We start from the raw sequence: 21,588 nt of genomic DNA, 5'->3' as shown, positions 1-21,588 counted from the left end.
GGGATCCAGCTATGACGCGGAGGCCGCAACCGCTCAGGCCACTGGCACAGCCTGGTGCGCCTCCACCTCATTGTGCGAGGGCAGGGGCGAGCCCGGCACGAAGGCGTCGAAGGCCGCCCAGAAATCCTGCCGGATGGCGTCGCGCTCGCTCAGGATCTCGTGCCGGGAATCAGGCAGGACCAGGATGTGGCCGGCCTTCAGCCGCGCCGCGAACCGCTCGGTGTCCAGGGTCCCGCAGACCGGGTCGGCGCCGGCCGCGACGATCAGGGTCGGCAGGGTGATGCGCGGGGCGGCGCGCGGGTCGCGCAGGCGCGCCATCGCCCGGAAGGCCTCCGCGAGCCACGCGATCGTCGGGTCCCCGACCGCGCCCGCGCCGACCTGCCGGGCCGCCGCCGCGTTGCGGGCGTAGCGCGCGGGATCCCGCGACAGCCGGTTGCCGGCATAGGGCTTGGTGGCGATCGAGACCGGCTTGCCCAGCGGGATGTAGCGGTCGCCCAGCCCGATCCGGTGCAGGGCCCGCGACAGGAACGCCGCCCCGGCGGGCCAGCGCACCATCCGGACCGACAGCATCGGCGCCACCGTCACCAGGCGCCGGAACGGCAGCCAGCCGTCGAGCGCTCCGATCAGGGCGACGCAGCCGCCCATCGAATGCGCCAGGCCGACATGCGGCTCCGGCATCAGCGGCACCAGCACCGTTTCGGCCACCGCCCGCAGGTCGAGACGGTAATCGTCGAAGCGGCCGACATGGCCCTTGTGCGGGTCGTCGACCCGCCGGTCCGACTCGCCCTGGCCACGCCAGTCGAACGCAACCACGGCGAAGCCCCGCGCCCGCAGGTCGCGGATGGTCTCGTAGTACTTCTCGATGAATTCGGCCCGTCCCTGGAGCAGGCAGACCGTGCCCCGGCAGGTCCGGGTCGTGGCCTGCCAGTAGGCGGCCCGCAGGGTGCAGTCGTCGCGGGTGCCGACCGCGATCAGGGTGCCGCCCGGCGGCACCGGATTGTCCGGCGTGCCGCGCAAGGTCAGGAGCGGCGGCTCCCGTCCGATATCGCCGTCCAACCGTCTCACGGGCCAACCTCAGTCCGTCCGCATGCCGGGTCCGCATGCAAGCGTCACCGTAGCGGAAAAAACTCGCATCCGGGCCCGTCCGGAGGTCTTGAACCCCGTTTTTTGCCCCCCGATATCCCGTCTGTGCCGGCCGTCAGGCGGCACGAAAGACGGGTCCGGCCCATCGGGCGGACCGATTCTGCATGTTGCTCATACGAGGATATGTCATGCGTCAGTTCGATCTCGCTCCCCTGTATCGTTCCACCGTCGGCTTCGACCGACTGTTCTCCGCCCTCGATCAGTTCGCCACCGCCGAGGCGGCGCCGACCTACCCGCCCTACAACATCGAGCGGACCGGCGAGAACGCCTACCGCATCACCGTCGCGGTCGCCGGCTTCACCGAATCCGACCTGTCGATCGAGGTGCGGGAGAATGCGCTGACCCTGAAGGGCGAGCGCAAGGCCGAGCCCAAGGCGGAGTTCCTGCACCAGGGCATCGCGGCCCGCGCCTTCGAGCGCCGATTCCAGCTCGCCGACCACGTCCAGGTGACCGGGGCGGCTCTGGAGAACGGCCTCCTCCACATCGACCTCGTCCGCGAGGTCCCGGAGGCGAAGAAGCCGCGCCGCATCCAGATCGCCACGGCCGGGACCCCGTCCGCGCCGGTGATCGAGGGTGACGTGCGCAAGGACGCTGTCCCGCAGGCAGCCTGATCCGGTCGCGGCTCGGAACCCGCTACGCTGATGGAGCGCCCCGGCCCCGGCCGGGGCGCTTTCGTATCGGGGCTGTCATAATGGCGTGTGCGGTTCGTGCTCTCTGTCCATCCCGACGGTGCACGGTCGTGCGCCCGGAGTGAACCCGACCATGGTCGCCAATCTCGCCCGCGGAGCCTACAGCGCGCTCGGAGCCGGCTGGCACAAGGGCGTGCAATGGGGGGTCGGCGCGCCGATCGCGAAGCTGCGTCGGCGCCACGCGCTCGTCCAGGCGGAGCCGGCGGCCATCGCCGACATCCTGTCGGGCGAGCGGGCGATCCGCCTGCCGGAGCCGTTCGAGGGGCGCAGCCTCGGCCGGATCGGCAACCTCGAGGTCCGGCTAGCTTCGAAGAAATCCGAAATCCGGCGCGCGCAGCGCCTCCGGTTCAAGGTGTTCTACGAAGAAATGGCGGCGATCCCGACGGGTCTTTCGGCCTTGTCGCGACGTGACGCCGACGCCTACGACGCGCTCTGCGACCATCTCCTCGTCCTCGACCATGCCGCGCCCCGGCGGAAGAAACCGTTCGTCGAGCACCGGCCCAAGGTGGTCGGCACCTACAGATTGCTGCGCGGCGAGGTGGCCGAGCGCCATGCCGGCTTCTACTCCGAGGGCGAGTACGACCTGGAGCCGATCCTGGCGGCGCAGGGGCACCGGCGCCTGCTGGAACTCGGACGCTCCTGCGTGCTCAAGCCGTACCGCAGCAAGCGCACCGTCGAGCTGCTCTGGCAGGGGATCTACGCCTACGTGCTGCACCACCGGATCGACGCGCTGATCGGCTGCGCCAGCCTGGAGGGGACCGATCCGGACCGGCTGGCCCTGCCGCTGTCGTTCCTGCACCACCACGCCCGCGCACCCGAGGCGTGGCGGGCCCGGGCCCTGCCGGAGCGCGCGGTGTCCATGGACCGGATGCCCCGCGAGGCGGTCGATCCCAAGGCGGCGCTGCAGGCGCTGCCGCCGCTGATCAAGGGCTATCTCCGGCTCGGCGCGACCTTCGGGGAGGGCGCGGTGATCGACCGCCAGTTCGGCACCACCGACGTGTTCGTGGCGCTCCCGGTCGAAGCGATCGGCGCGCGCTACCGGGGGCATTTCGCGCCGACGAACTGAACCCAAAAACTCCTGGATTCAAAAAGGTCTCGGACCTTTTGCGGGTGTAGGGTGGAGCCCTAAGAAGGTCCCGGAGCGGCCTATGGCCTCTGGGCTGCGCGCCCCGAACCCCGCCAAAGGGCTGCAAGCCCTTTGGGATCCCGTTCGTTCCTACAGATCCCCCAAAGCCAGCTGACCCTGGTTGCGCGCCTTGGCGGGCGCTTTGGCGGGGGCAGCCTTGCGCTCCTTGGAACGAGCGGCCAGGGGCGGCTTCTTCGGCTTGGGGTCGCCGCGCATGCGGGCCAGCGCCTTGTCGCGGGCCACGGCCTCGGGGGCCTGGGGGTCGTCCGACAGCCACTTGCCGCGCTTGATCACCTCGTTGACCCGGCCCTGATTGACCCCGACCTTGAACGCGATCTCCTGCTGGGTCATGCCCGTGGAGGCGTGCAGGTCGAGAATCGCCCGGGCGAGTTCGGGCGTCATCTTCTGGCCCGTGAGACGGCGGGCCGGCTTGACCGTGCGGGTGGCGCGGTCGCGTTCGCGCAGACGCTCCAGCAGCGCCAGCGCCATGTTCATGCCATGCTCGCGCAGGGCTTCCTCGAATTCCTTCAGGGTCGCCATCGGCGCCATCCTCCGCCGGGCTCGTGGGCCGGTATGCGACGGGAACGTGCCGGGAACGCGGCGGTTGCGCAAGCGCCCGGGGCGGCCCCCCCGGACGGTGCCAGTGGACGGGCGATGTCATCCACCGGAAATGCGGGCCCTAGCCTCCCGCGGGCGGCTCGGCTACAGGATTGCGCCCCGTCATGCCCCCCTTCGGCCCGGCAGATCCAGCCCGCACACGATGATCAGCCCGATCCGCACAGTCGCCCCCGGTGAGACCGCCGACTCCCTGGCCCGGGAGCTGGAAGCCGGGGCGGTGCTGCTGTTCCCGGACCTGCCGTTCCCGTTCAGCGCGTACGAGCGCCGGTTCACCGAGCGCCCCTTCGCGGACGGCAAGGCCAAGAACGTCAACATCCGGGGCGAGGCCGCCGAGTTGCGCGGCGCCGCCGGCACCCCGGAGGAGCAGGAGGCCCTGCGCCAGCTCCTGATCCGCTACCGCGCCTTCGCCCGGGACCTGATCGGCACCTACCTGCCGGATTACGCCGACCGGGTGGCGCTCGCCGGCACCTCCTACCGCCCGTTCGACGTGGACCGGCGCAAGCTGAGCTGGCGGCGCGACGACACCCGGCTGCATGTCGACGCGTTCCCGTCGAACCCGATCGGCGAGAAGCGGATCCTGCGGGTGTTCCGCAACATCAACCCGTCCGGCGAGCCCCGCCGCTGGCGGGTCGGCGAGGATTTCGGGTCGATGGCGGAGAAGTTCCTGCCCCGGCTGCCGCGCTACGCGCCGCTCACGGCGCGGCTGCTCGCGGTCCTTCGGATCACCAAGGCCCGGCGCTCCGAATACGACCACCTGATGCTGCACTTGCACGACGCCCTGAAGCAGGACGAGGCTTACCAGGCCAGCGCCCCCCAGGCCGACGTCGCGTTCCGGCCCGGCGAGACCTGGGTGACCTTCTCCGACCTCGTGATGCACGGGGCGATGGGCGGCCGCTACATGCTGGAGCAGACCGCCTACCTGCCGGTCGCCGCCCAGGCCGATCCCGGCTTGAGCCCGCAGCGCATCCTGGCGGCCAAGCTCGGCCGCCCCCTCCACGCGTAAGGATAAGGATTCGACACCATGATCCTCGAAATCGCACAGATCGAGATCAAGCCCGGGATGGAGGCGGCGTTCGAGGCCGGCATCACCGAGGCCTCGGCAATCTTCAAGGCCGCCAAGGGCTGCCGCGCCTTCGAGGTCCGCCGCTCGATCGAGCACCCGCAGCGCTACCGTCTTATGATCCACTGGGACACGCTGGAGGCCCACACCAAGGACTTCACCGGCTCGCAGCCCTGGCAGGATTACCGCGCCCTGGTCTCGCACTGCTTCGCGGGCCCGGTCTCGGTCGAGCACACCGAGCAGGTGCTCAAGGCGTTCTGATTGTTTGGGATCGTGCGCTGCGCTCAAGGTTGGGGCGCGGGACGATCGACCACCCGTGACCCGGGACACGCGCGGGTTGCCTGTCCCGTGCGGGCTCGGTCGTTCACACGTCGCAGTTGGAATGGTCATCGTTTCAGCGAGCGGAAAGCTCCGTCTCTTTCTTCGAGCGGTGGCTGGATCGATGCCGCCACGGGCGGTCGTCCCGGGCCGCGCAGCGGAGCCCGGGATCGAGAACGATCGCTGTGTGAAGCTCCTGGACGGACAGCGTTTCTGGGTTGGCGCCCCCGGCGGCCCCTTCGGGTCCGGGCTCGCCTGCGGCGCCCCCGGTATGACGGCGCGGGTTATCCGGTATGGGGTATCGATCCTCAGGCAGTGAATTGTCCAAGCTGAGCAACCTGTAGCCCGCAAAGGGATAGTGCGTGCCTGCCTCGTGGAGACCTCTCTTGCGGCCGAGGACCATCCGGAGGGCACTCTGTGCAGCCGCCAGCCCATACGGGCGCGGGGGTGCGTCGCAGCCTGCAAAAGCCCCTCGCGCCTCGATCCTGTCGCGGCCATAGCCCTTCGGAAAGGGACCGCGGAGCGGCTCCCAACACGCACCCAGAGCGTTGCGGCGGGATCGATCGGTGCTAGGCTCCCGGCGGGCCGATCCCGGGACGAATCGTCCGGGATCCGAGGCCGACGAGGGCAGGCGTATGGCGTGGCGGAACCGGCTGGCGGGTGCTCTGGCGCTTCTGGCAGGTCTCGCCTGCGGGCCGGCCCTCGCCCAGACGGCGCCGGCCTCGCGCACCGCGCCCCGTCCGGCTGCAGCCTTCGAGAAGACCTTCGTCCGGACCGATCTCGCCAGCGCCGCCGTGCGGCTCGAGGCTGCGCTCAAGGCCGAGGCCGGAGGCCCGCTCAGGCCGGCCGGCCAGTCCCGGGCCGCGGGACAGGCGCTGCTGGCCGCCGGCAAGCCGGACGAGTCGCTGGTCCCGCTCACCGCCGCGGTCGCGACCGACCCGGCCGACATCCGGAGCTGGCAGGCGTTGTCCCGGGCCGCCGCGGCGGCGGCCGAAGCCCTGGAGGAGAACGATTACCAAGGCCGGGCCCGCCTGCGGGACCGGGCCGCCGCGGCGGCCTACCGGGCCTACGAGCGCGCCGGCTCGCCCGCCGACGCGGCGGCCTCCCTGGCGCAGCTCGGCGCCGTGGAGGCCGGGCAATCCAACTGGCGGCCGGCCCTGAACGCCTACGCGGCCAGCCTGGCCCTCGACGATCTGCCCGCGATGCACCGGACCTACGAGGCCTTGCGGGCCGAGCACGGCTTCCGCATCCTCGACTACAAGGTCGATTCGGATGCCGCCGCGCCACGCCTGTGCTTCACCCTCTCGGAGCCCGTGGTCCCCAAGACCGACTACGCCCCCTACGTGGCGGTCTCGGGCAGCAGCAGCGCCGCCGTGACCGCCGAGAACGCGCAGGTCTGCGTCGACGGGCTGAAGCATGGCGGCCGGTATGCGGTGGTCCTGCGCCAGGGGCTGCCGTCCGCGGTGGGCGAGAGCCTGCTCAAGTCCGCGGATTACGAGATCTACGTCCGCGACCGCGCCCCGCAGGTCCGGTTCACCGGGCGTAACTACGTCCTGCCCCGCACCGGGCAGGCGGGCGTGCCCCTGGTCTCGGTGAACGCCGCCAAGCTCGACGTCGAGGTCCTGCGCATCGGCGACCGCAGCCTGCTGCCGACCCTGCGCTCCGAAGATTTCCTGGGGCAGCTCAGCGGCACGAATGCTGCGACGCTTGCGGCCGAGAAGGGCCAGCGCGTCTGGAAGGGCACCCTCGACACCGCCAAGGCCGAGCTGAACCAGGAGGCCGTGACCGCCTTCCCGGTCCTGCAGGCGGTGGGCAAGCTGGAACCCGGGATCTACGTGATGGTGGCCCGGCCCTCCGGCACGGTCGCCGGGGACGAGGACGGATACGAGACCCAGGCGACCCAGTGGTTCGTGGTCTCGGATCTCGGCCTCACCGCCACCAAGGGGCGGGACGGGGTCAACGTGGTCCTGCGCTCGCTCGCCTCCGCGCAGGTCCTGCCGGGGGCCGAGATCCGGCTGGTCGCCCGCAACAACGAAGTGCTGGGCACCGCCAGGACCGATGCCCAGGGCCGGGCCGTGTTCGGTCCGGGCCTCGCCCGCGGGGAGGGCGGCACCGCGCCGAGCCTCGTGGTCGCCCAGGCTGGGGACGATTACGGCTTCCTCGACCTCAACCTCGGCGCCTTCGACCTGACCGACCGGGGCGTGAAGGGTAGGCCCGAGAGCGGCGGCCTCGACGCCTACCTGTTCACCGAGCGGGGGGTCTACCGCTCGGGCGAGACCGTGCAGATCACCGCCCTGCTCCGCGACCCGAGGGGCGCCGCGGTGCCGAACCTGCCGCTGACCGTGGTGGTGAAGCGCCCGGACGGGGTCGAGTATCGCCGGGTCTCGGTGCCGGACCAGGGGCTCGGCGGCCGGGCGCTGCCGCTGCCGCTGCTGTCGGGGGCCATGCGGGGCACCTGGCGGATCGCCGCCTACAGCGACCCGAAGGCGCCGGCCCTGGGCGAGACCAGCTTCCTGCTGGAGGATTACGTCCCCGAGCGTCTGGAGGTGACTCTCAAGCCGGCGCAGGCTGGCCTGCGCCGGGGCGAGGCCGCGCAGGTCGCCGTGACCGCGCGTTACCTCTACGGCGCCCCGGGCGCCGGGCTCGACGTCTCGGGCAGCGTCGTCGTGCAGCAGGCCGCCTCCGGCTCCGGCATCAAGGGCCTCGAGGGCTACGCCGTCGGCCTCGACGACGAGGCGGTGGAGCCGGTCACCCAGGAGATCTCCGGCGGGGCGACCACGGACGCGCGGGGCCTGGCCACGGTCCCGGTGCCGATCCCGGACCTCGCGGCGCCGCGGCCCCTGGAGGCGAAGATCACCCTCGCGGTCGGCGAGCCCGGCGGGCGGGCGCTGTCGCGGAGCCTCACCCTGCCGATCCTGCCGGCCGCCCCGGTGCTGGCGATCCGGAAGGGCTTCTCCGAGCTGAAAGAGGGCGGACGCGCGACCTTCGCGGTGGTCTTCGCCGCCCCGGACGGCACGCTGCTGGCCCGGCCGGGCGTGACCTGGACGCTCTCGCAGATCGACCAGAGCTACCAATGGTACCGCGCCGGCGGCCGCTGGTCGTTCGAGCCGGTCAAGACCAGCCGCCGCGTCGCCGAGGGCGGCCTCGACCTCGCGGCCGGCGGGTCGGGCCGGATCGAGGCGCCGGTCGGCCTCGGGCGCTACCGGCTGGAGGTCTCGGCCCCGGGTGCCCCGGACGCCACCGCGAGCCTCGGCTTCACCGTCGGCTGGGGCGGCTCGGAGACCGCGGAGGCGCCGGACCTGCTCGACCTCACCCTCGACAAGGCCGCCTACGCGGCCGGCGACACCCTGCGGGCCAAGCTCAGCCCGTCGTTCAAGGGGCAGGCGAGCCTCATGGTGGTCGGCGACCGGGTGCACGAGACCGTCGAGGTCAGCGTCCCGTCGGGCGGCACCACGGTGAGCCTGCCGGTCAAGGCCGAGTGGGGCGCGGGCGCCTACCTGGTGGCCACCGCCTACCGGCCCCTCGACCAGGCGGCCAAGCGGCTGCCGGGGCGGGCGCTCGGGCTCGCCTGGTTCTCGGTGGACCGCGAGCGGCGCAGCCTCGGCGTCGCCGTGAAGGCCCCGGAGCGCACCCGCCCGCGCCAGGACCTGACGATCCCGGTGCAGCTCACCGGTCTGAAGGCCGGCGAGCCGGCGCGGATCACCGTTGCGCTGGTCGATGTCGGCATCCTCAACCTGACCCGCTACGAGGCGCCGAACCCGACCCAGTACTTCCTTGGCCAGAAGGCGCTGGGTCCGGAGTTCCGCGACCTCTACGGCTACCTGATCGACGGCATGCAGGGCTCGGCCGGGGCGATCCGCTCCGGGGGCGACGCGGGGGGCGGCGAGCTCGCCGACGCGCCGCCGACCCAGGCGCCGCTCGCGCTGTTCTCGGGCGTCGTGACCGTGGGGCCGGACGGGGCCGCCAGCGTCACCTTCCCGCTGCCGGCGTTCAACGGCACCGGCCGCGTGATGGTCACCGCCTGGAGCGGCGACCGGGTCGGGCAGACGCAGGCGGACGTGATCATCCGCGACCCCGTGGTGCTCGCCGCCACGCTGCCGCGCTTCCTCGATACCGGCGACCGCTCGCGCCTGTTCATGGCGCTCGACAACGTCGAGGGCCGGGCGGGCGACTACACGGTCGACATCGCCCCGTCCGGCCCGATCCTGATCGGCGCCGGGGCCCTGCGCCAGACGATCCGGCTGGAGGCCGGGGGCAGGGGCCAGGTCGTGGTCCCGATCACCGCCGCGGGCCCGGGCACGGCGCGGCTCGACCTCGCTTTGTCGGGGCCCGGCCTCGACGGCCCTCTCGGCCAGAGCTTCGCGCTCGGCGTGCTGCCGGGGACCGGGGCGCTGCTGCGCCGGTCGGTGCGCAACCTGGCGCCGGGGGCCGGCCTGACGGTGAGCGCCGACCTGCTGGCCGACCTGCTGCCCGGAACCGGCAGCGTCACGCTCTCGGCCTCGGCGCTCCCGGGCCTCGACGTGCCGGCGCTGCTCCAGGCGCTCGACCGCTATCCCTACGGCTGTTCCGAGCAGATCGTCAGCCGGGCGATGCCGCTGCTCTACGTCAACCGCCTGGCCGGGCTCGACAAGCTGGCCCTCGACGCGAACGTCGACGACCGGGTGCGCGAGTCGATCGAGCGGCTGCTCGCCCGCCAGGATGCAAGCGGGGATTTCGGCCTGTGGTCGGCGCAAGGGTCGGGCGACGTCTGGCTCGACGCCTACGTGACCGACTTCCTCACCCGCGCCCGGGAGCGCGGCTTCGCGGTGCCCCAGGGGGCCTTCACCCAGGCGCTGGATCGCCTGCGCAACACCGTCGCGAACGCCACGGAGGTGCGGGACGGCGGCGCCGACCTCGCCTACGCCGCCTACGTGCTGGCCCGCAACGGCCGGCCGGTGATGGGCGACCTGCGCTACCTTGTGGACACCAAGCTCGACGCCTTCGCGACCGGGCTCGGCCGGGCACAGCTCGCCGCCTCCCTGGCGCTCCTGGGCGACCGGGGTCGTGCCGCCAAGGCGATGGACGCGGCGCTCGCCACGCTGCGAGCCCAGCGGGATACGGGCGTGTACCGGGCCGATTACGGCTCCCGCCTGCGCGACGGGGCCGGCCTGATCGCGCTGGCGGCCGAGAGCGGGCTGACCCAGGTCGCGCTGGCCCCGGTGGCCGCGGTGATCGGCGAGGAATCCCAGGACACGCGGACGACCAGCACGCAGGAGAATGCCTGGCTGGTGCTCGCGGCCGAGGGCCTGTCCAAGGAGGCCGACGCCCTGTCGTTCAGCCTCGACGGCGCGGCGCAGGCCGGGCCGCTCGCCCGGATCTACCGGGGGCCGGCCCTGGACGGGCGCAGCGTCGCGCTGGTCAACACCGGCCGGGCGCCGGTGCAGGTGGTGCTGGGGGTGAACGGCAGCCCGCTGGTGCCCGAGCCCGCTGCCGCCCAGGGCTACAGGATCGAGCGCAGCATCCACCGGCTCGACGGCAGCGTGGTCGATCCGGCCCACGGCCTGCGCCAGAACGACCGGCTCGTGGTGGTGCTCAAGGTGACCGAGGACAAGGCCCAGGCCGGGCGGATCCTACTGGTCGATCCTTTGCCGGCGGGGCTGGAGATCGACAACCCGAAGCTGCTCGACGCCGACGCCCTCCAGGGCCTCGCCTTCGCGAAGTCGGAGGTGCAGCCGGTCCACACCGAGTTCCGCGACGACCGTTTCGTGGCCGCCTACGACCGCGACCCGAGCCAGTCGGCGTTCTTCACCGTGGCCTACACGGTCCGGGCGGTCTCGCCCGGGACCTACGTGCATCCGGGCGCCTCGGTGGAGGACATGTACCGGCCGGCGCGCTTCGGCCGCACAGCGACCGGCAGCGTGGAGATCGGGGCGGCGCGGTAAGGGGCACGGGATCGGCTCGCCCATCGGGACGGGTCGCCGGCGAACGCGCGCGGCTGCCCGGCCGGGCACCGAAACGCAACCGTCCGGCCGCGTCCTGACCATGCCGCTGCGTTGCAGCGCCGGCATGGTGCGCTGCGGAACCCTGACCGGTGCCGCCCATTCCTCCAGGTCCCGTTCGGAACCCGTGGAGGTCATGCCCGATGCCGGACCTTAATGCCCTGACCGGCCGCGCCGCCTCCGTGCTGGCCTATCTGCCGTGGTGGGCCGAGAGCCTGATCCTGATCGTCACCTGCTGCGCCGTGGTGATGCCGCTGCACGGGGTCGCGTACCGGGCGATGAAGCGGGCGGTGGCGAGCAAGAGCCTGTTCTGGCGCTCCCTGGTCTCGCGCAGCCGCGGACCGAGCCGCCTGGGCCTGATCGTCGTGGCGATCAGCCTCGCCTCGACGACGGTACACCTGTCCTGGGAGGTGCGGATCGCCCTCAACCAGATCCTGCTCGTCGCCTTCGTGACGCTCACCGGCTGGTGCTGCGCCACCGCGCTCCACATCGCCACGGTGATCTACCTACGCCGGTTCAAGCTCGACGCCGAGGACAACCTGCTGGCGCGCAAGCACTTCACCCAGATGCGCATCCTGGAGCGCGCCGCCGTCACCCTGGTCGGCCTGATCACCGTCTCGGTGGCGCTCATGACCTTCGAGCCGGTGCGCCAGTACGGGGTGAGCCTGCTGGCCTCGGCGGGGGCCGCCGGCCTGATCCTGGGGCTTGCCATGCAGCCGGTCCTGTCGAACCTCGTGGCCGGCATCCAGATCGCCATCACCCAGCCGATCCGGATCGAGGACGCGATCATCGTCGAGAACGAATGGGGCTGGGTCGAAGAGATCACCTCCACCTACGTGGTGGTGCGCCTGTGGGACTGGCGGCGCCTGGTGCTGCCGCTCACCTACTTCATCCAGAAGCCGTTCCAGAACTGGACCCGGGACGGCGCCTCGCTGATCGGCAGCGTGTTCCTGCATGTCGACCACCGCGCCCCGGTGGCCCGGATGCGCGAGAAGCTGTCCGAGATCGCCGCCGCCACGCCCCTGTGGGACGGCAAGGTCGTCAACCTCCAAGTCTCGGACGCCAGGGAAACGACCATCGAGGTGCGGATGCTGGTGAGCGCCCGCAATGCGCCCCAGGCCTGGGACCTGCGCTGCGTGATCCGCGAGGCGATGATCACCTGGCTCCAGGCCGAGCACCCCGAGGCCCTGCCGCGGCACCGCACGGAATGGGTCGGCGCCGAGGAGCCCCCCTTGCGCCGGGCGGACGGGCAGCGGATCGCGGCGTGATACCCAGGATTCCAACGGGCACGGCCCTTTGGCGGGTTGTCAGGGCAGAGCCCGACACCGGGCGGAGCCGGCAACAGGGCTTTGCCCTGCACCCACGAAAGGTCTCGGACCTTTCGAAACCGGACCTGCGTCAGTCGTCCAGCCCAGCGTAGAACCCCTCGGCGCCGATACCTTCCTCTTGCATCAGCCGGGCCCGGGCGCGCAGCTTCTCGGTCTCGCTCTTGAGCTGGCCGCAGGCGGCCAGGATGTCCCGGCCCCGGGGGGTGCGCACCGGCGAGGCGTAGCCGGCGTTGAACACGATCTCGGAGAAGCGCTCGATCCGGTCCCAATCCGAGCATTCGTAAAGACTGCCGGGCCAGGGATTGAACGGGATCAGGTTGATCTTGGCCGGGATGCCCTTGAGCAGGCGGACCAGTTCGCGCGCATCGGCGTCGGAATCGTTGACGCCCTTCAGCATCACGTACTCGAAGGTGATGCGGCGGGCGTTGCTCACGCCCGGATAGGTCCGGCAGGCTTCGAGCAGCTGCGCGATCGGGTATTTGCGGTTGAGCGGCACCAGCTCGTTGCGGAGATCGTCGCGCACCGCGTGGAGCGAGATCGCCAGCATGGAGTTGGCCGCCTCACCGAGCCGGGGGATCTGCGGCACGACCCCAGAGGTCGAGACCGTGATGCGCCGCCGGGACAGGGCGAGCCCCTCCTGGTCGGACATCACCCCCACGGCGTCGATCACCGCGTCGAGATTGTACAGGGGCTCGCCCATGCCCATGAACACGATGTTGGTCACCAGGCGTCCGACGTCGCCGGCCCCGGAGGCGTCGCGGCTCGGCATCTGGCCGGGCCAATCGCCGAGCTCGTCCCGGGCGGTCACCAACTGCTGCACGATCTCGGCGGCCGAGAGGTTGCGCACGAGGCGCTGCGTGCCGGTGTGGCAGAACGAGCAGGTGAGGGTGCAGCCGACCTGCGAGGAGACGCAGAGCGTGCCCCGGTCCGGACCCGGGATGTACACGCACTCGATCTCGGCGCCGCGATTGTGCTCCTGCGGGTTGGTCGGCGCCATGCGCAGCAGCCACTTGCGGGTGCCGTCGCGGGAGACCTGGCGGCTCGCGACCTCGGGACGCTCCAGGGTGAAGTGCTGCGCCAGCTCGGCCTTCAGGGCCTTGCCGACATTGGTCATCTCGGCGAAGTCGTTCGCCCCGCGGAAGTTGACCCAGTGCCAGAGCTGGCCGGCCCGCATCCGGCTCTCGCGCTCGGGCACGCCCATCGCCACGAGTTGCGCCTTGAGCGCCTCGCGGGTCAGCCCGACCAGCGAGGGGCGCCGGCCGGGGAGCGGCATGGGCTGGAAATCGGGCGCCTTCTCGATCGCGGGTTCGGCCGCGCGGGCGCTGTCGAGCGACGGCGTCGCCATGATGATCGGTCTATCCATAGCTGTGGAACGGTTCTGATATAGGCGATCGTGCCGGCGAACGCGAATGCTTCCCGCCCACGGGTGACCCGACCGGGCGCTATGGCAGTCGGCCACGAAAAAGGGCGCCCGCAGGCGCCCTGATCCATCCGGCCGGGTCCCAAAGAAATCAGGCGGCGGCGGACTTCACCGGGATGCCCTTCTCGGCCAGGAAGGTCTGCAACTCGCCCGACTGGAACATCTCGCGGGTGATGTCGCAGCCGCCGACGAACTCGCCCTTCACGTAGATCTGCGGGATGGTCGGCCAGTTCGAGAAGGCCTTGATGCCCTCGCGGATGCCCTGGTCGGCCAGCACGTTCACGCCCTTGAACGGCACTTCGAGGTAATTGAGGATCTGCACCACCTGGCCCGAGAAGCCGCATTGCGGCATCTGCGGGGTGCCCTTCATGAACACCACCACGTCCTGGGAGGCGATCTCGTTCTGGATGGTTGCGTTGGCGTCGGTCATCGGGAATCTCACGGCTGTTGACGTGCGTTCATATTGCCGGTCGCGGCCAGCTTCTCAAGGAGGGCGGTGACCGGCAACGTGCCGCCGGTCAAATCCTCGTAGGTAAACGGGCATTTCTGCGGCAGGTCGCGAGGGACGCGGACCGCATATTCGGCAAGGCCGGCAGCGGCATCCGCAACGCCACGACGCCAGGCAGCGTCCAAGTCGATCAGTCGACGCATGGAGGGCTTCGCCTCATGCGCGATCCGAAGCAGAAACGCGTCGATTTCGATCCGCCACCGATTGCGGCTGGGCGCGTCCGGGTCTGACAGGAGTTTGACGAGATGTTCGAAAACCAGCTCCATCTTGCGGACCACGCCGCTGGTCTGCGAGCGGCCCACGTACAGAAGCTCCCCAACGATGTTTTGCCAATCAATCTGTTGAGATAAGGGGTCGGACCGCTCGGCCAGCCGCGTGAGCAAGGCGACCTGTTGATGGCACCACGCGACGGTGTCCTCATCGATCAGTTCGGGCCGATCGCGCCGTCGTTCAGCGTTTGCGTGAATGTCGCGCGCGCACCGCAGCACATCGGGGGCAGCGGCACGCTCAGCCAGCAACCGGTCGAGCCAGGCTTCGACACCGCCTTCCGCATCCCAGGCATAAGCCCCTAATGCGGCCGGGATCGCGTCCCGCTCGATGGACCCATCCGAACCCGTGATTCGCGGTACGGCCTCGAACAGGCGCTCATGGATGCCTGTCGAGAAATCTTCGGGCGCGACGAGATCGCGAAGGTCATCATGGAGGGATGGGTCGCCCAGCACGGCGCCAAGCAGTTGACGTTCCCAAGCGAGGGCTTCGCCCCAGGCCGCCGGCTGTACGCGTTCGACGAAGACGGAGGGTTTTAGACTCATCCCGAGGCCTAAACGTCTCCCGTCAATCTTGAGGGACGCCGGTGGTCAGCGCAAGGGCGTGGAGCACGCCGCCCATCCGGCCCTGCAGGGCGCCGTAGACCATCTGGTGCTGGGCCACCCGGGTCTTGCCCTTAAAGGCCGCGGACAGGACGGTGGCGGCGTAATGGTCGCCGTCGCCGGCAAGGTCGCGGATCTCGACCTGCGCGTCGGGCAGGGCCTCGCGGATCATGCGCTCGATCTCGCCCGCATCCATCGGCATCGGGAAACTCCTGGGGCGTCGTTGAGGGGGTCAGGCGGCCGGCGCGGCCGGCTGGCTCGCCATGTAGGTGGGCAGCCAGCCTTCATGGGCCGCGATCAGCTCGGACAGGGATATGGTCTCGCCGCCCGGCAGGGTCAAACGGTCGGATCCGGTCACCCCGACGACGGCCGCGTCGATGCCCTGGGCCGAGGCGCTGTAGAGCAGGTCGGTGGCCGCCTCCGGATCGACCGCCAGCAGGTAGCGGGCCTGGTCCTCGCCGAACAGGTAGGCGTGGGCCGGCAGATCCACCGGCACCTCCGGCAGGGCCGCGCCGATGCCGCCGGCCATGGCCATCTCGGCGAGCGCCACGGCGAGCCCGCCGTCGGACAGGTCGTGGACGGTGTCGACCGTGCCGGAGACGATCAGCCCGCGCACGAAGTCGCCGTTGCGGCGCTCGAGCGCGAGGTCGACCGGGGGCGGCGCACCCTCTTCCCGGCCCTCGATCACCGCGAGATAGGACGACTGGCCGAGCCAGCCCTCGCCGGCACCGACCAGCACCAGCACGTCGCCCTCGCGCTTGAGCGCGATGGTGGCGTGGCGCTCCACGTCGTCGAGCACGCCGACGCCGCCGATGGTGGGGGTCGGCAGGATGCCGACGCCGTTGGTCTCGTTGTAGAGGGAGACGTTGCCGGACACGACGGGGAAGTCGAGCGCCCGGCAGGCCTCGCCGATGCCCTGGAGGCAGCCGACCAGTTGGCCCATCACCTCGGGCTTCTCGGGATTGCCGAAGTTCAGGTTGTCGGTGATGGCGAGCGGCTTGGCCCCCACCGCGGTGATGTTGCGCCAGGCCTCGGCCACCGCCTGCCGGCCGCCCTCGACCGGGTCGGCCTCGCAGTAGCGCGGGGTGACGTCGCAGGTCAGCGCCAGGCCCTTCGGGCCGTCCTCGACCCGCACGATCGCGGCGTCGCCGCCGGGCTTCTGCACGGTGTTGCCGAGGATGAAGTGGTCGTACTGCTCGTAGACCCAGCGCTTCGAGGCAAGGTCGGGCGAGCCGACGAGGCGCTTGAGCGCCTCGGTGAGCGAGGCCGGCGCCGGCACCGTGGATGCGGCGATCACCGGCTGATGGGTGTTGGCGAGATGCGGCCGGTCGTAGAGCGGCGCCTCGTCGCCCAGCTCCTTGATCGGCAGGTCGGCGACGGTCTCGCCGTGCCACTTGACCACGAAGCGCAGCGTGTCGGTGGTCCGGCCGATCACCGCGAAGTCGAGGCCCCACTTGACGAAGATGCCTTCCGCCTCGGCCTCCATGCCGGGCTTGAGCACCATGAGCATGCGCTCCTGGCTCTCGGACAGCATCATCTCGTAGGGGGTCATGCCGGCCTCGCGGGCCGGCACCTTCTCGATGTCGAGCTCGACGCCGAGGTCGCCCTTGGCGCCCATTTCCACCGCCGAGCAGGTCAGCCCCGCCGCGCCCATGTCCTGGATGGCGATCACCGCGCCCGAGGCCATCAGCTCCAGGCAGGCCTCCAGCAGCAGCTTCTCCGCGAAGGGGTCGCCGACCTGCACGGTCGGGCGCTTCGATTCCGTGGCCTCGTCGAACTCCGCGGACGCCATGGTGGCGCCGTGGATGCCGTCGCGGCCGGTCTTGGAGCCGAGATAGACGATCGGGTTCCCGACCCCGGTGGCGGCGGCGTAGAAGATCGCGTCGGTGCGGGCGAGCCCCACCGCCATGGCGTTGACCAGGATGTTGCCGTCGTAGCGCCGGTGGAAGCCGGTCAGCCCGCCCACCGTCGGCACCCCGAAGGAATTGCCGTAGCCGCCCACGCCCGCCACCACGCCGGAGACGAGGGCGCGGGTGCGCGGATGGTCGGGGGAGCCGAAGCGCAGGGCATTGAGCGCCGCGATCGGCCGCGCGCCCATGGTGAACACATCCCGCAGGATGCCGCCGACGCCGGTCGCCGCGCCCTGGTAGGGCTCGATGTAGCTCGGGTGGTTGTGGCTCTCCATCTTGAAGACGCAGGCCAGCCCGTCGCCGATGTCGATGACGCCGGCATTCTCGCCCGGGCCCTGGATCACGTGCGGACCCGAGGTCGGCAAGCCACGCAGGTGCTTGCGCGAGGACTTGTACGAGCAGTGCTCGTTCCACATCGCCGAGACGATGCCGAGCTCGGTCAGCGTCGGGTCGCGCCCGATCAGGCCGCGGAAGCGCTCGTACTCCTCCGGCGTGAGGCCGTGCTGGGCCACGAGCTCGGGGGTGATCGGAACGTCGTTGCGGAACATGCGAAGGTCTCGGCAGAGAGCGGCCCGTCCCGAAGGACGCGTACCGCGGCGAACCCGAACCGGGCTGAGATCTCAAGCTGACCCGGCTCTAGAGCGGAAGCGCCCGCGCTGGCAACATCCGTGGGCGCGGGGCGGGGGTCAGATCCCGGCTTCGCCGACGCGCTCCGGGGGCGGCCCATCCTCCTGGCAGCGGGATACGAGCCTGTGCACCGGCTCCGGCCCGGTGACTACGTCGAGATAGTCGAAGCCGCTGTCGCGCTGGCTCGCCATGAGCAGCTGGAAGTGCATCTGGAACAGGTTCCACTGCCGCCGGCCGACATCGGCGCTGGTGATCAGCTCGTGGATCGCCACCCAGAGGACGGCGGGCCGGCCGGGATCGGGCGGGGTCAGGCCGCAGGCGGCGATCGGGTTGTTCTTGTGGATCGACAGCCAGTCCCAGGTGGCGCGCACGTCGAGCCAGCGGATCTGCGCGGCCCGCCCGAACCGCAGGAGGCTGTCGCGGAAGCCCTGCGCGGCCGGGTCTAGGCCGAGCCAGGGAATGACGCTGCCGATGCTCACGAACGAGACCGGCGTGCCGCGCGCGCCGAATCCGGGATCGCGGGCGAGCACCCGGTCCAGCACCTCGATGCCGAGGAAGCTCGACGAGGAATGGCCGACCACCACCACCTCGTCGGCGTCGCCCTCGGCGGCGTGGATGCGCGCCGCGAAGGCATCGAGGCGGGGCCCCATCTCGGGTGCCTCGCCGGCCGCGTAGGCATGCGTGAAGGCGGTGTCGTCCACGAGGTGGGGCACGTAGAGCGGCTTGCCGCGGGTCGCCCGGATCAATCCGGCCAGGATCGCGTAGGCGAGGGGCGGCACCGCCAGCAGGCTCCAGGGCCGGGCCGCCGCCGGTGCCAGCCCGGCGAGCCCGGCGGCCGCGGCGACGCTGAGGAGCGCCAGCGCGATGTAGATGTAGTGGACGCAGAAGATCACCGTGGAGAAGCGCCAGCCCTCCCGGCGCAGGTTGGCCATGTAGCCCGACCGCCACAGGCGCCAGAGCAGCGCCGGCACGCCCCGGAGCCGCGTCCAGTCGGATTGCGGGAACCGGGCGCGGACGATGTCCTCCCAGCGCAGCAGGACGTAGCGGGTGGAAACGCCGCGCGATTCCGCCGCCCAGGCGAGCTCGATCCCGTCCGCCGAGCGGACCGGATCGCCGACCGTGATCGCGGCGCCCCGGCGGGCTGCGGTGAACCGCGCCTCGCGCCGGAACAGGCCCCAGTAGGTCTCCGGATCGCGCGGATCGAAGCCCGGCATGTAGAACACGATGCGGGAGGTCAGCGTCCGCGATGCGGTGCCGTCCGGCTTCCCGGAGCTGTGCTGGGCCGGTGCGTCGGCGTCGGGCGTAAGCGTCGAAATGATGGGTCCGATCGATTCGAGTTGGCCGCTTGCCTACAGGAAGCGGCCGGGCGCGCCGAGAGTGAAACTGCGTGGGGCTTGCGCCGGACCGGTCGCCGAGGCGGCAGGCTCACGCCGCCGGCGGCTGGGCCAGGAACTCGCCGATCGCCGCCACGAACTTCTCGCCATAGGCATCGCGCTTGCGCTCGCCGACGCCGTGGACCGCGCGCAGCGCCCACAGGTCGACGGGCTTCTGACGGGCCATCTCGATCAGGGTCCGGTCCGGGAAGACCATGAAGGCGGCGATACCCTCGGCCCGCGCCAGGGTGGCGCGCAGGCCCCGCAGGTGCTGGAACAGCGCCTCGTCTGTCTCGGAGAGGGCGATCTCGCCATCCTCGCGCGGCGCGGTGCGGCGGCGTTCGCGGGATTCGGACTTCGGTTCCGGATCGGGGCGCAGCTTGACCGGCTCCCGCCCGAACAGGATCGCCTCGCCCTTCTCGGTCATGGACAGGCCGCCAAAGCCGTCGGCATTCTCGGCGATCGCCCCGGCGGCGAAGAGCTGGCGCAGGATCGCTCGCCAGGCGGCCACAGGCTTGTCCGCCCCGACCCCGAAAGTCTTGAGGCTTGTGTGGCCGTTGCGGCGGACCTGCTCGCTCTCCTTGCCGTGGACCACGTCGCAGATATAGGCCGCGCCGAAGCGCTGGCCGGTGCGCACGATCGCCGACAGGATCTTCTGCGCCGCCACGGTCCCGTCCACCAGGGTGACGCCACCGCGGCAGAGGTCGCAGCGGCCGCAGGGCTCGCTCGCCTCGCCGAAATAGCCGAGCAGCGACTGGCGCCGGCAGGTGGCGCCCTCGCACAGGCTGATCATCGCCTCGAGCTTGCGCCGCTCGACCCGGCGGCGCTCGTCGGAGATCTCCTTCTCGTCGATCTGGCGGCGGCGCAACGCCATGTCGTCGAGGCCGTAGAGGGTCAGCGTGTCGGCCGGCAACCCGTCGCGGCCGGCGCGGCCGATCTCCTGATAGTAGCCCTCGACGTTGTTGGGCATGTCGGCGTGGCAGACGAAGCGCACGTCGGGCTTGTTGATGCCCATGCCGAAGGCGATCGTAGCGGTCATCACCACGCCGTCCTCCTGGAGGAACCGGTCCTGGTTGCGCATCCGCGTCCCCTGGTCGAGGCCGGCATGATAGGGCAGGGCGTCGAACCCGTCCTTCTTGAGGGTCTCGGCGAGCTGTTCGACGCGCTTGCGCGAGGAGCAGTAGATGATCCCGCTCTCCGCCCTTCGGTGCTTGAGGAAGCGCTCAATCTGACGGGCCGGGTTGTCCTTGGGCTGGAACGTCAGCCGAATGTTCGGCCGGTCGAAGGAGTGAACGAAGATTTTCGGGCCGCGCCCCTGCGGGAACAGCCGCTCGGCGATCTCGGCCCGGGTGGCGGCATCGGCGGTGGCGGTCAGCGCCAGGGTCTGGACGTTGCCCAGCGCCTGCCGGGCCCGGGCGATCTCCCGATATTCCGGGCGGAAATCGTGCCCCCATTGCGAGACGCAATGGGCCTCGTCCACCGCGAGCCGCCGGACCCCGACGCCGCGCAGGGCCTCGATGCAGCCCTCCATCAGCAGGCGTTCGGGGGATACGAACAGCAGGCGCAGCTCCCCGGAGCGCAGGCTGCGCCAGGTCTCGCGCGATTCGACCTCCGACACGGACGAATTGAGGGTGGCGGCCTCGACGCCGACGCTGCGCATCTGCTGCACCTGGTCGTGCATCAGGGCGATCAGGGGCGAGACCACCACGGTCAACCCGGCATCGATCAGCGCCGGCAGCTGGTAGGTCATCGACTTGCCCGAGCCCGTGGGCATCACGGCGAACACGTCGTCGCCGTCCAGCACCGCGCCGATCACCTCGTCCTGACCGGGCCGGAAATCCTCGTACCCGAAGGTCTTCTTCAGCGCGGCGCGGGCCTCGTCGAGGCGGGTCATCGGGATCCTTGGTTTCGGGACGTGTTGTGCGGCTTGCGGCACCCGTGGCGACACACTAGCCTTTCGGATCTCTACACGGGGACGGTCATGCCGCTCAACATCCGCAGCGAAGAGGTGAACCGGCTCGCCGAGACACTGGCCTCGCGGGCCGGCGTGAGCAAGACCGAGGCGGTGCGGATCGCGCTCACGAACGAGCTGGCGCGGCAGGAGCCGCGGGTGCCGCTCGCGGAGCGCCTGAAACCCTTGCTCGACAAGATGGATGCCGTACCGCGCACGGGCCTGGAGGCCGACAAGGCGTTCTACGACAGCCTGAACGACGAGTGATGTTCGTCGACGCCTCGGCTCTCGTGGCGATCCTGACGGCCGAGCCGGAGCGTTCCGTCCTGCTGGACTGCCTCGATGGCGCGATGACGCCGCTCACATCGGGCATCGCCGTCTTCGAGACGGTGGTCGCGGTGGCGCGCAAGAAGGCGATCTCCGTGGCAGACGCCGAGACGGAGGTCGACGCGTTCATCCGCATCGCTGGTCTGCGAATCGTGCCGATTTCGGCGGCGGAATCCGCCCTCGCCCTCACCGCCCATGCCCGTTTTGGTAAGGGCCGCCACCCCGCCCGCCTGAACCTCGGCGACTGCTTCGCCTATGCCTGCGCGCAGGTCCACGGCGTGCCCCTGCTCTATATCGGCGACGATTTCCCGCGGACGGACATCCGCTCCGCCCGCGGCTAAAT

General features: G+C 71.0%; 17 protein-coding genes. 8 read left to right on the top strand and 9 right to left on the bottom strand.

Going from position 1 to position 21,588, the window contains the following annotated elements:
• Positions 1–33: 33 nt before the first annotated feature.
• Positions 34–1,065 carry an alpha/beta fold hydrolase gene (locus MFF40_RS19250; protein WP_147896993.1) on the bottom strand — a complete coding sequence of 344 codons (1,032 nt, stop codon included), beginning with the start codon at positions 1,063–1,065 and terminating at the stop codon, positions 34–36.
• A 206-nt stretch (positions 1,066–1,271) separates the two neighbouring features.
• Here MFF40_RS19250 and MFF40_RS19245 point away from each other — a divergent pair, with 206 nt between their 5' ends.
• Together MFF40_RS19245 and olsB are read left to right on the top strand one after the other, a co-directional pair.
• Positions 1,272–1,754, top strand: coding sequence for an Hsp20 family protein (locus MFF40_RS19245; RefSeq protein ID WP_147855909.1), 483 nt, complete (start codon positions 1,272–1,274; stop codon positions 1,752–1,754).
• 151 nt (positions 1,755–1,905) lie between these two features.
• A complete protein-coding gene (olsB, locus tag MFF40_RS19240) occupies positions 1,906–2,898 on the top strand; it encodes a l-ornithine N(alpha)-acyltransferase (protein ID WP_147855908.1) in 993 nt (330 codons plus the stop codon).
• A gap of 150 nt (positions 2,899–3,048) precedes the next feature.
• Here olsB and MFF40_RS19235 read toward each other — a convergent pair whose 3' ends face one another.
• Entirely contained in the window at positions 3,049–3,498 is a 450-nt protein-coding gene (locus MFF40_RS19235; protein ID WP_147855907.1) for an RNA polymerase subunit sigma-70, read from the bottom strand.
• A 220-nt stretch (positions 3,499–3,718) separates the two neighbouring features.
• Here MFF40_RS19235 and kdoO point away from each other — a divergent pair, with 220 nt between their 5' ends.
• The 4 genes from kdoO (at position 3,719) to MFF40_RS19215 (ending at position 12,200) form a co-directional block, all read left to right on the top strand.
• Complete coding sequence (gene kdoO, locus MFF40_RS19230; RefSeq protein WP_147855906.1) at positions 3,719–4,579, top strand: Kdo hydroxylase KdoO; 861 nt, start codon at positions 3,719–3,721, stop codon at positions 4,577–4,579.
• 18 nt (positions 4,580–4,597) lie between these two features.
• Complete coding sequence (locus tag MFF40_RS19225; RefSeq protein WP_007568328.1) at positions 4,598–4,897, top strand: antibiotic biosynthesis monooxygenase family protein; 300 nt, start codon at positions 4,598–4,600, stop codon at positions 4,895–4,897.
• Between the two features lie 692 nt (positions 4,898–5,589).
• Complete coding sequence (locus MFF40_RS19220; protein WP_238261830.1) at positions 5,590–10,875, top strand: alpha-2-macroglobulin family protein; 5,286 nt, start codon at positions 5,590–5,592, stop codon at positions 10,873–10,875.
• Between the two features lie 200 nt (positions 10,876–11,075).
• Positions 11,076–12,200, top strand: coding sequence for a mechanosensitive ion channel family protein (locus tag MFF40_RS19215; RefSeq protein WP_147896996.1), 1,125 nt, complete (start codon positions 11,076–11,078; stop codon positions 12,198–12,200).
• A gap of 130 nt (positions 12,201–12,330) precedes the next feature.
• Here MFF40_RS19215 and rlmN read toward each other — a convergent pair whose 3' ends face one another.
• From rlmN to recQ, 7 genes are all read right to left on the bottom strand, one after another.
• The gene (rlmN, locus tag MFF40_RS19210; RefSeq protein ID WP_238261854.1) at positions 12,331–13,605 is read right to left on the bottom strand and encodes a dual-specificity RNA methyltransferase RlmN; all 1,275 of its coding nucleotides are present in this window, start codon (positions 13,603–13,605) and stop codon (positions 12,331–12,333) included.
• Positions 13,606–13,771: 166 nt separating this feature from the next.
• A complete protein-coding gene (grxD, locus tag MFF40_RS19205; RefSeq protein ID WP_147855269.1) occupies positions 13,772–14,110 on the bottom strand; it encodes a Grx4 family monothiol glutaredoxin in 339 nt (112 codons plus the stop codon).
• An 8-nt stretch (positions 14,111–14,118) separates the two neighbouring features.
• Positions 14,119–15,000, bottom strand: a complete 882-nt coding sequence (locus MFF40_RS19200; RefSeq protein ID WP_238261828.1) for a DUF29 family protein — start codon at positions 14,998–15,000, stop codon at positions 14,119–14,121.
• A 22-nt stretch (positions 15,001–15,022) separates the two neighbouring features.
• Complete coding sequence (locus MFF40_RS19195; protein ID WP_007568343.1) at positions 15,023–15,259, bottom strand: BolA family protein; 237 nt, start codon at positions 15,257–15,259, stop codon at positions 15,023–15,025.
• Between the two features lie 30 nt (positions 15,260–15,289).
• Positions 15,290–17,515, bottom strand: coding sequence for a phosphoribosylformylglycinamidine synthase subunit PurL (gene purL, locus MFF40_RS19190; RefSeq protein ID WP_147855271.1), 2,226 nt, complete (start codon positions 17,513–17,515; stop codon positions 15,290–15,292).
• A gap of 138 nt (positions 17,516–17,653) precedes the next feature.
• Positions 17,654–18,808 (bottom strand): hydrolase, encoded by a 1,155-nt coding sequence (locus MFF40_RS19185; protein WP_147897005.1) that lies wholly within the window; start codon positions 18,806–18,808, stop codon positions 17,654–17,656.
• A 211-nt stretch (positions 18,809–19,019) separates the two neighbouring features.
• Positions 19,020–20,861: a DNA helicase RecQ gene (gene recQ, locus MFF40_RS19180; protein WP_147856464.1), complete on the bottom strand. Its 1,842-nt coding sequence runs from the start codon at positions 20,859–20,861 to the stop codon at positions 19,020–19,022.
• Positions 20,862–20,948: 87 nt separating this feature from the next.
• On the opposite strand from recQ, the gene MFF40_RS19175 reads away from it, so the two are divergent.
• Both MFF40_RS19175 and MFF40_RS19170 read left to right on the top strand, forming a co-directional pair.
• Complete coding sequence (locus MFF40_RS19175; protein ID WP_147856465.1) at positions 20,949–21,185, top strand: type II toxin-antitoxin system VapB family antitoxin; 237 nt, start codon at positions 20,949–20,951, stop codon at positions 21,183–21,185.
• Positions 21,185–21,586, top strand: a complete 402-nt coding sequence (locus tag MFF40_RS19170) for a type II toxin-antitoxin system VapC family toxin (RefSeq protein ID WP_238261826.1) — start codon at positions 21,185–21,187, stop codon at positions 21,584–21,586. Before MFF40_RS19175 ends, MFF40_RS19170 begins: the two co-directional genes overlap by 1 nt.
• Positions 21,587–21,588: the final 2 nt, after the last annotated feature.

It is taken from the genome of Methylobacterium mesophilicum (assembly GCF_022179445.1).
Classification (GTDB): domain Bacteria; phylum Pseudomonadota; class Alphaproteobacteria; order Rhizobiales; family Beijerinckiaceae; genus Methylobacterium; species Methylobacterium mesophilicum.
This window is presented reverse-complemented; position numbering and strand designations above follow the sequence as displayed.

What these genes read in the sequence shown, in the direction of transcription:
- MFF40_RS19245 (WP_147855909.1), top strand. Translation starts at nt 1,272, where the DNA reads ATGCGTCAGTTCGATCTCGCTCCCCTGTATCGTTCCACCGTCGGCTTC.
- olsB (WP_147855908.1), top strand. Translation starts at nt 1,906, where the DNA reads ATGGTCGCCAATCTCGCCCGCGGAGCCTACAGCGCGCTCGGAGCCGGC.
- MFF40_RS19235 (WP_147855907.1), bottom strand. Translation starts at nt 3,498, where the DNA reads ATGGCGACCCTGAAGGAATTCGAGGAAGCCCTGCGCGAGCATGGCATG.
- kdoO (WP_147855906.1), top strand. Translation starts at nt 3,719, where the DNA reads ATGATCAGCCCGATCCGCACAGTCGCCCCCGGTGAGACCGCCGACTCC.
- MFF40_RS19225 (WP_007568328.1), top strand. Translation starts at nt 4,598, where the DNA reads ATGATCCTCGAAATCGCACAGATCGAGATCAAGCCCGGGATGGAGGCG.
- MFF40_RS19220 (WP_238261830.1), top strand. Translation starts at nt 5,590, where the DNA reads ATGGCGTGGCGGAACCGGCTGGCGGGTGCTCTGGCGCTTCTGGCAGGT.
- MFF40_RS19215 (WP_147896996.1), top strand. Translation starts at nt 11,076, where the DNA reads ATGCCGGACCTTAATGCCCTGACCGGCCGCGCCGCCTCCGTGCTGGCC.
- rlmN (WP_238261854.1), bottom strand. Translation starts at nt 13,605, where the DNA reads ATGGCGACGCCGTCGCTCGACAGCGCCCGCGCGGCCGAACCCGCGATC.
- grxD (WP_147855269.1), bottom strand. Translation starts at nt 14,110, where the DNA reads ATGACCGACGCCAACGCAACCATCCAGAACGAGATCGCCTCCCAGGAC.
- MFF40_RS19200 (WP_238261828.1), bottom strand. Translation starts at nt 15,000, where the DNA reads ATGAGTCTAAAACCCTCCGTCTTCGTCGAACGCGTACAGCCGGCGGCC.
- MFF40_RS19195 (WP_007568343.1), bottom strand. Translation starts at nt 15,259, where the DNA reads ATGCCGATGGATGCGGGCGAGATCGAGCGCATGATCCGCGAGGCCCTG.
- purL (WP_147855271.1), bottom strand. Translation starts at nt 17,515, where the DNA reads ATGTTCCGCAACGACGTTCCGATCACCCCCGAGCTCGTGGCCCAGCAC.
- MFF40_RS19185 (WP_147897005.1), bottom strand. Translation starts at nt 18,808, where the DNA reads ATGCCGGGCTTCGATCCGCGCGATCCGGAGACCTACTGGGGCCTGTTC.
- recQ (WP_147856464.1), bottom strand. Translation starts at nt 20,861, where the DNA reads ATGACCCGCCTCGACGAGGCCCGCGCCGCGCTGAAGAAGACCTTCGGG.
- MFF40_RS19175 (WP_147856465.1), top strand. Translation starts at nt 20,949, where the DNA reads ATGCCGCTCAACATCCGCAGCGAAGAGGTGAACCGGCTCGCCGAGACA.
- MFF40_RS19170 (WP_238261826.1), top strand. Translation starts at nt 21,185, where the DNA reads ATGTTCGTCGACGCCTCGGCTCTCGTGGCGATCCTGACGGCCGAGCCG.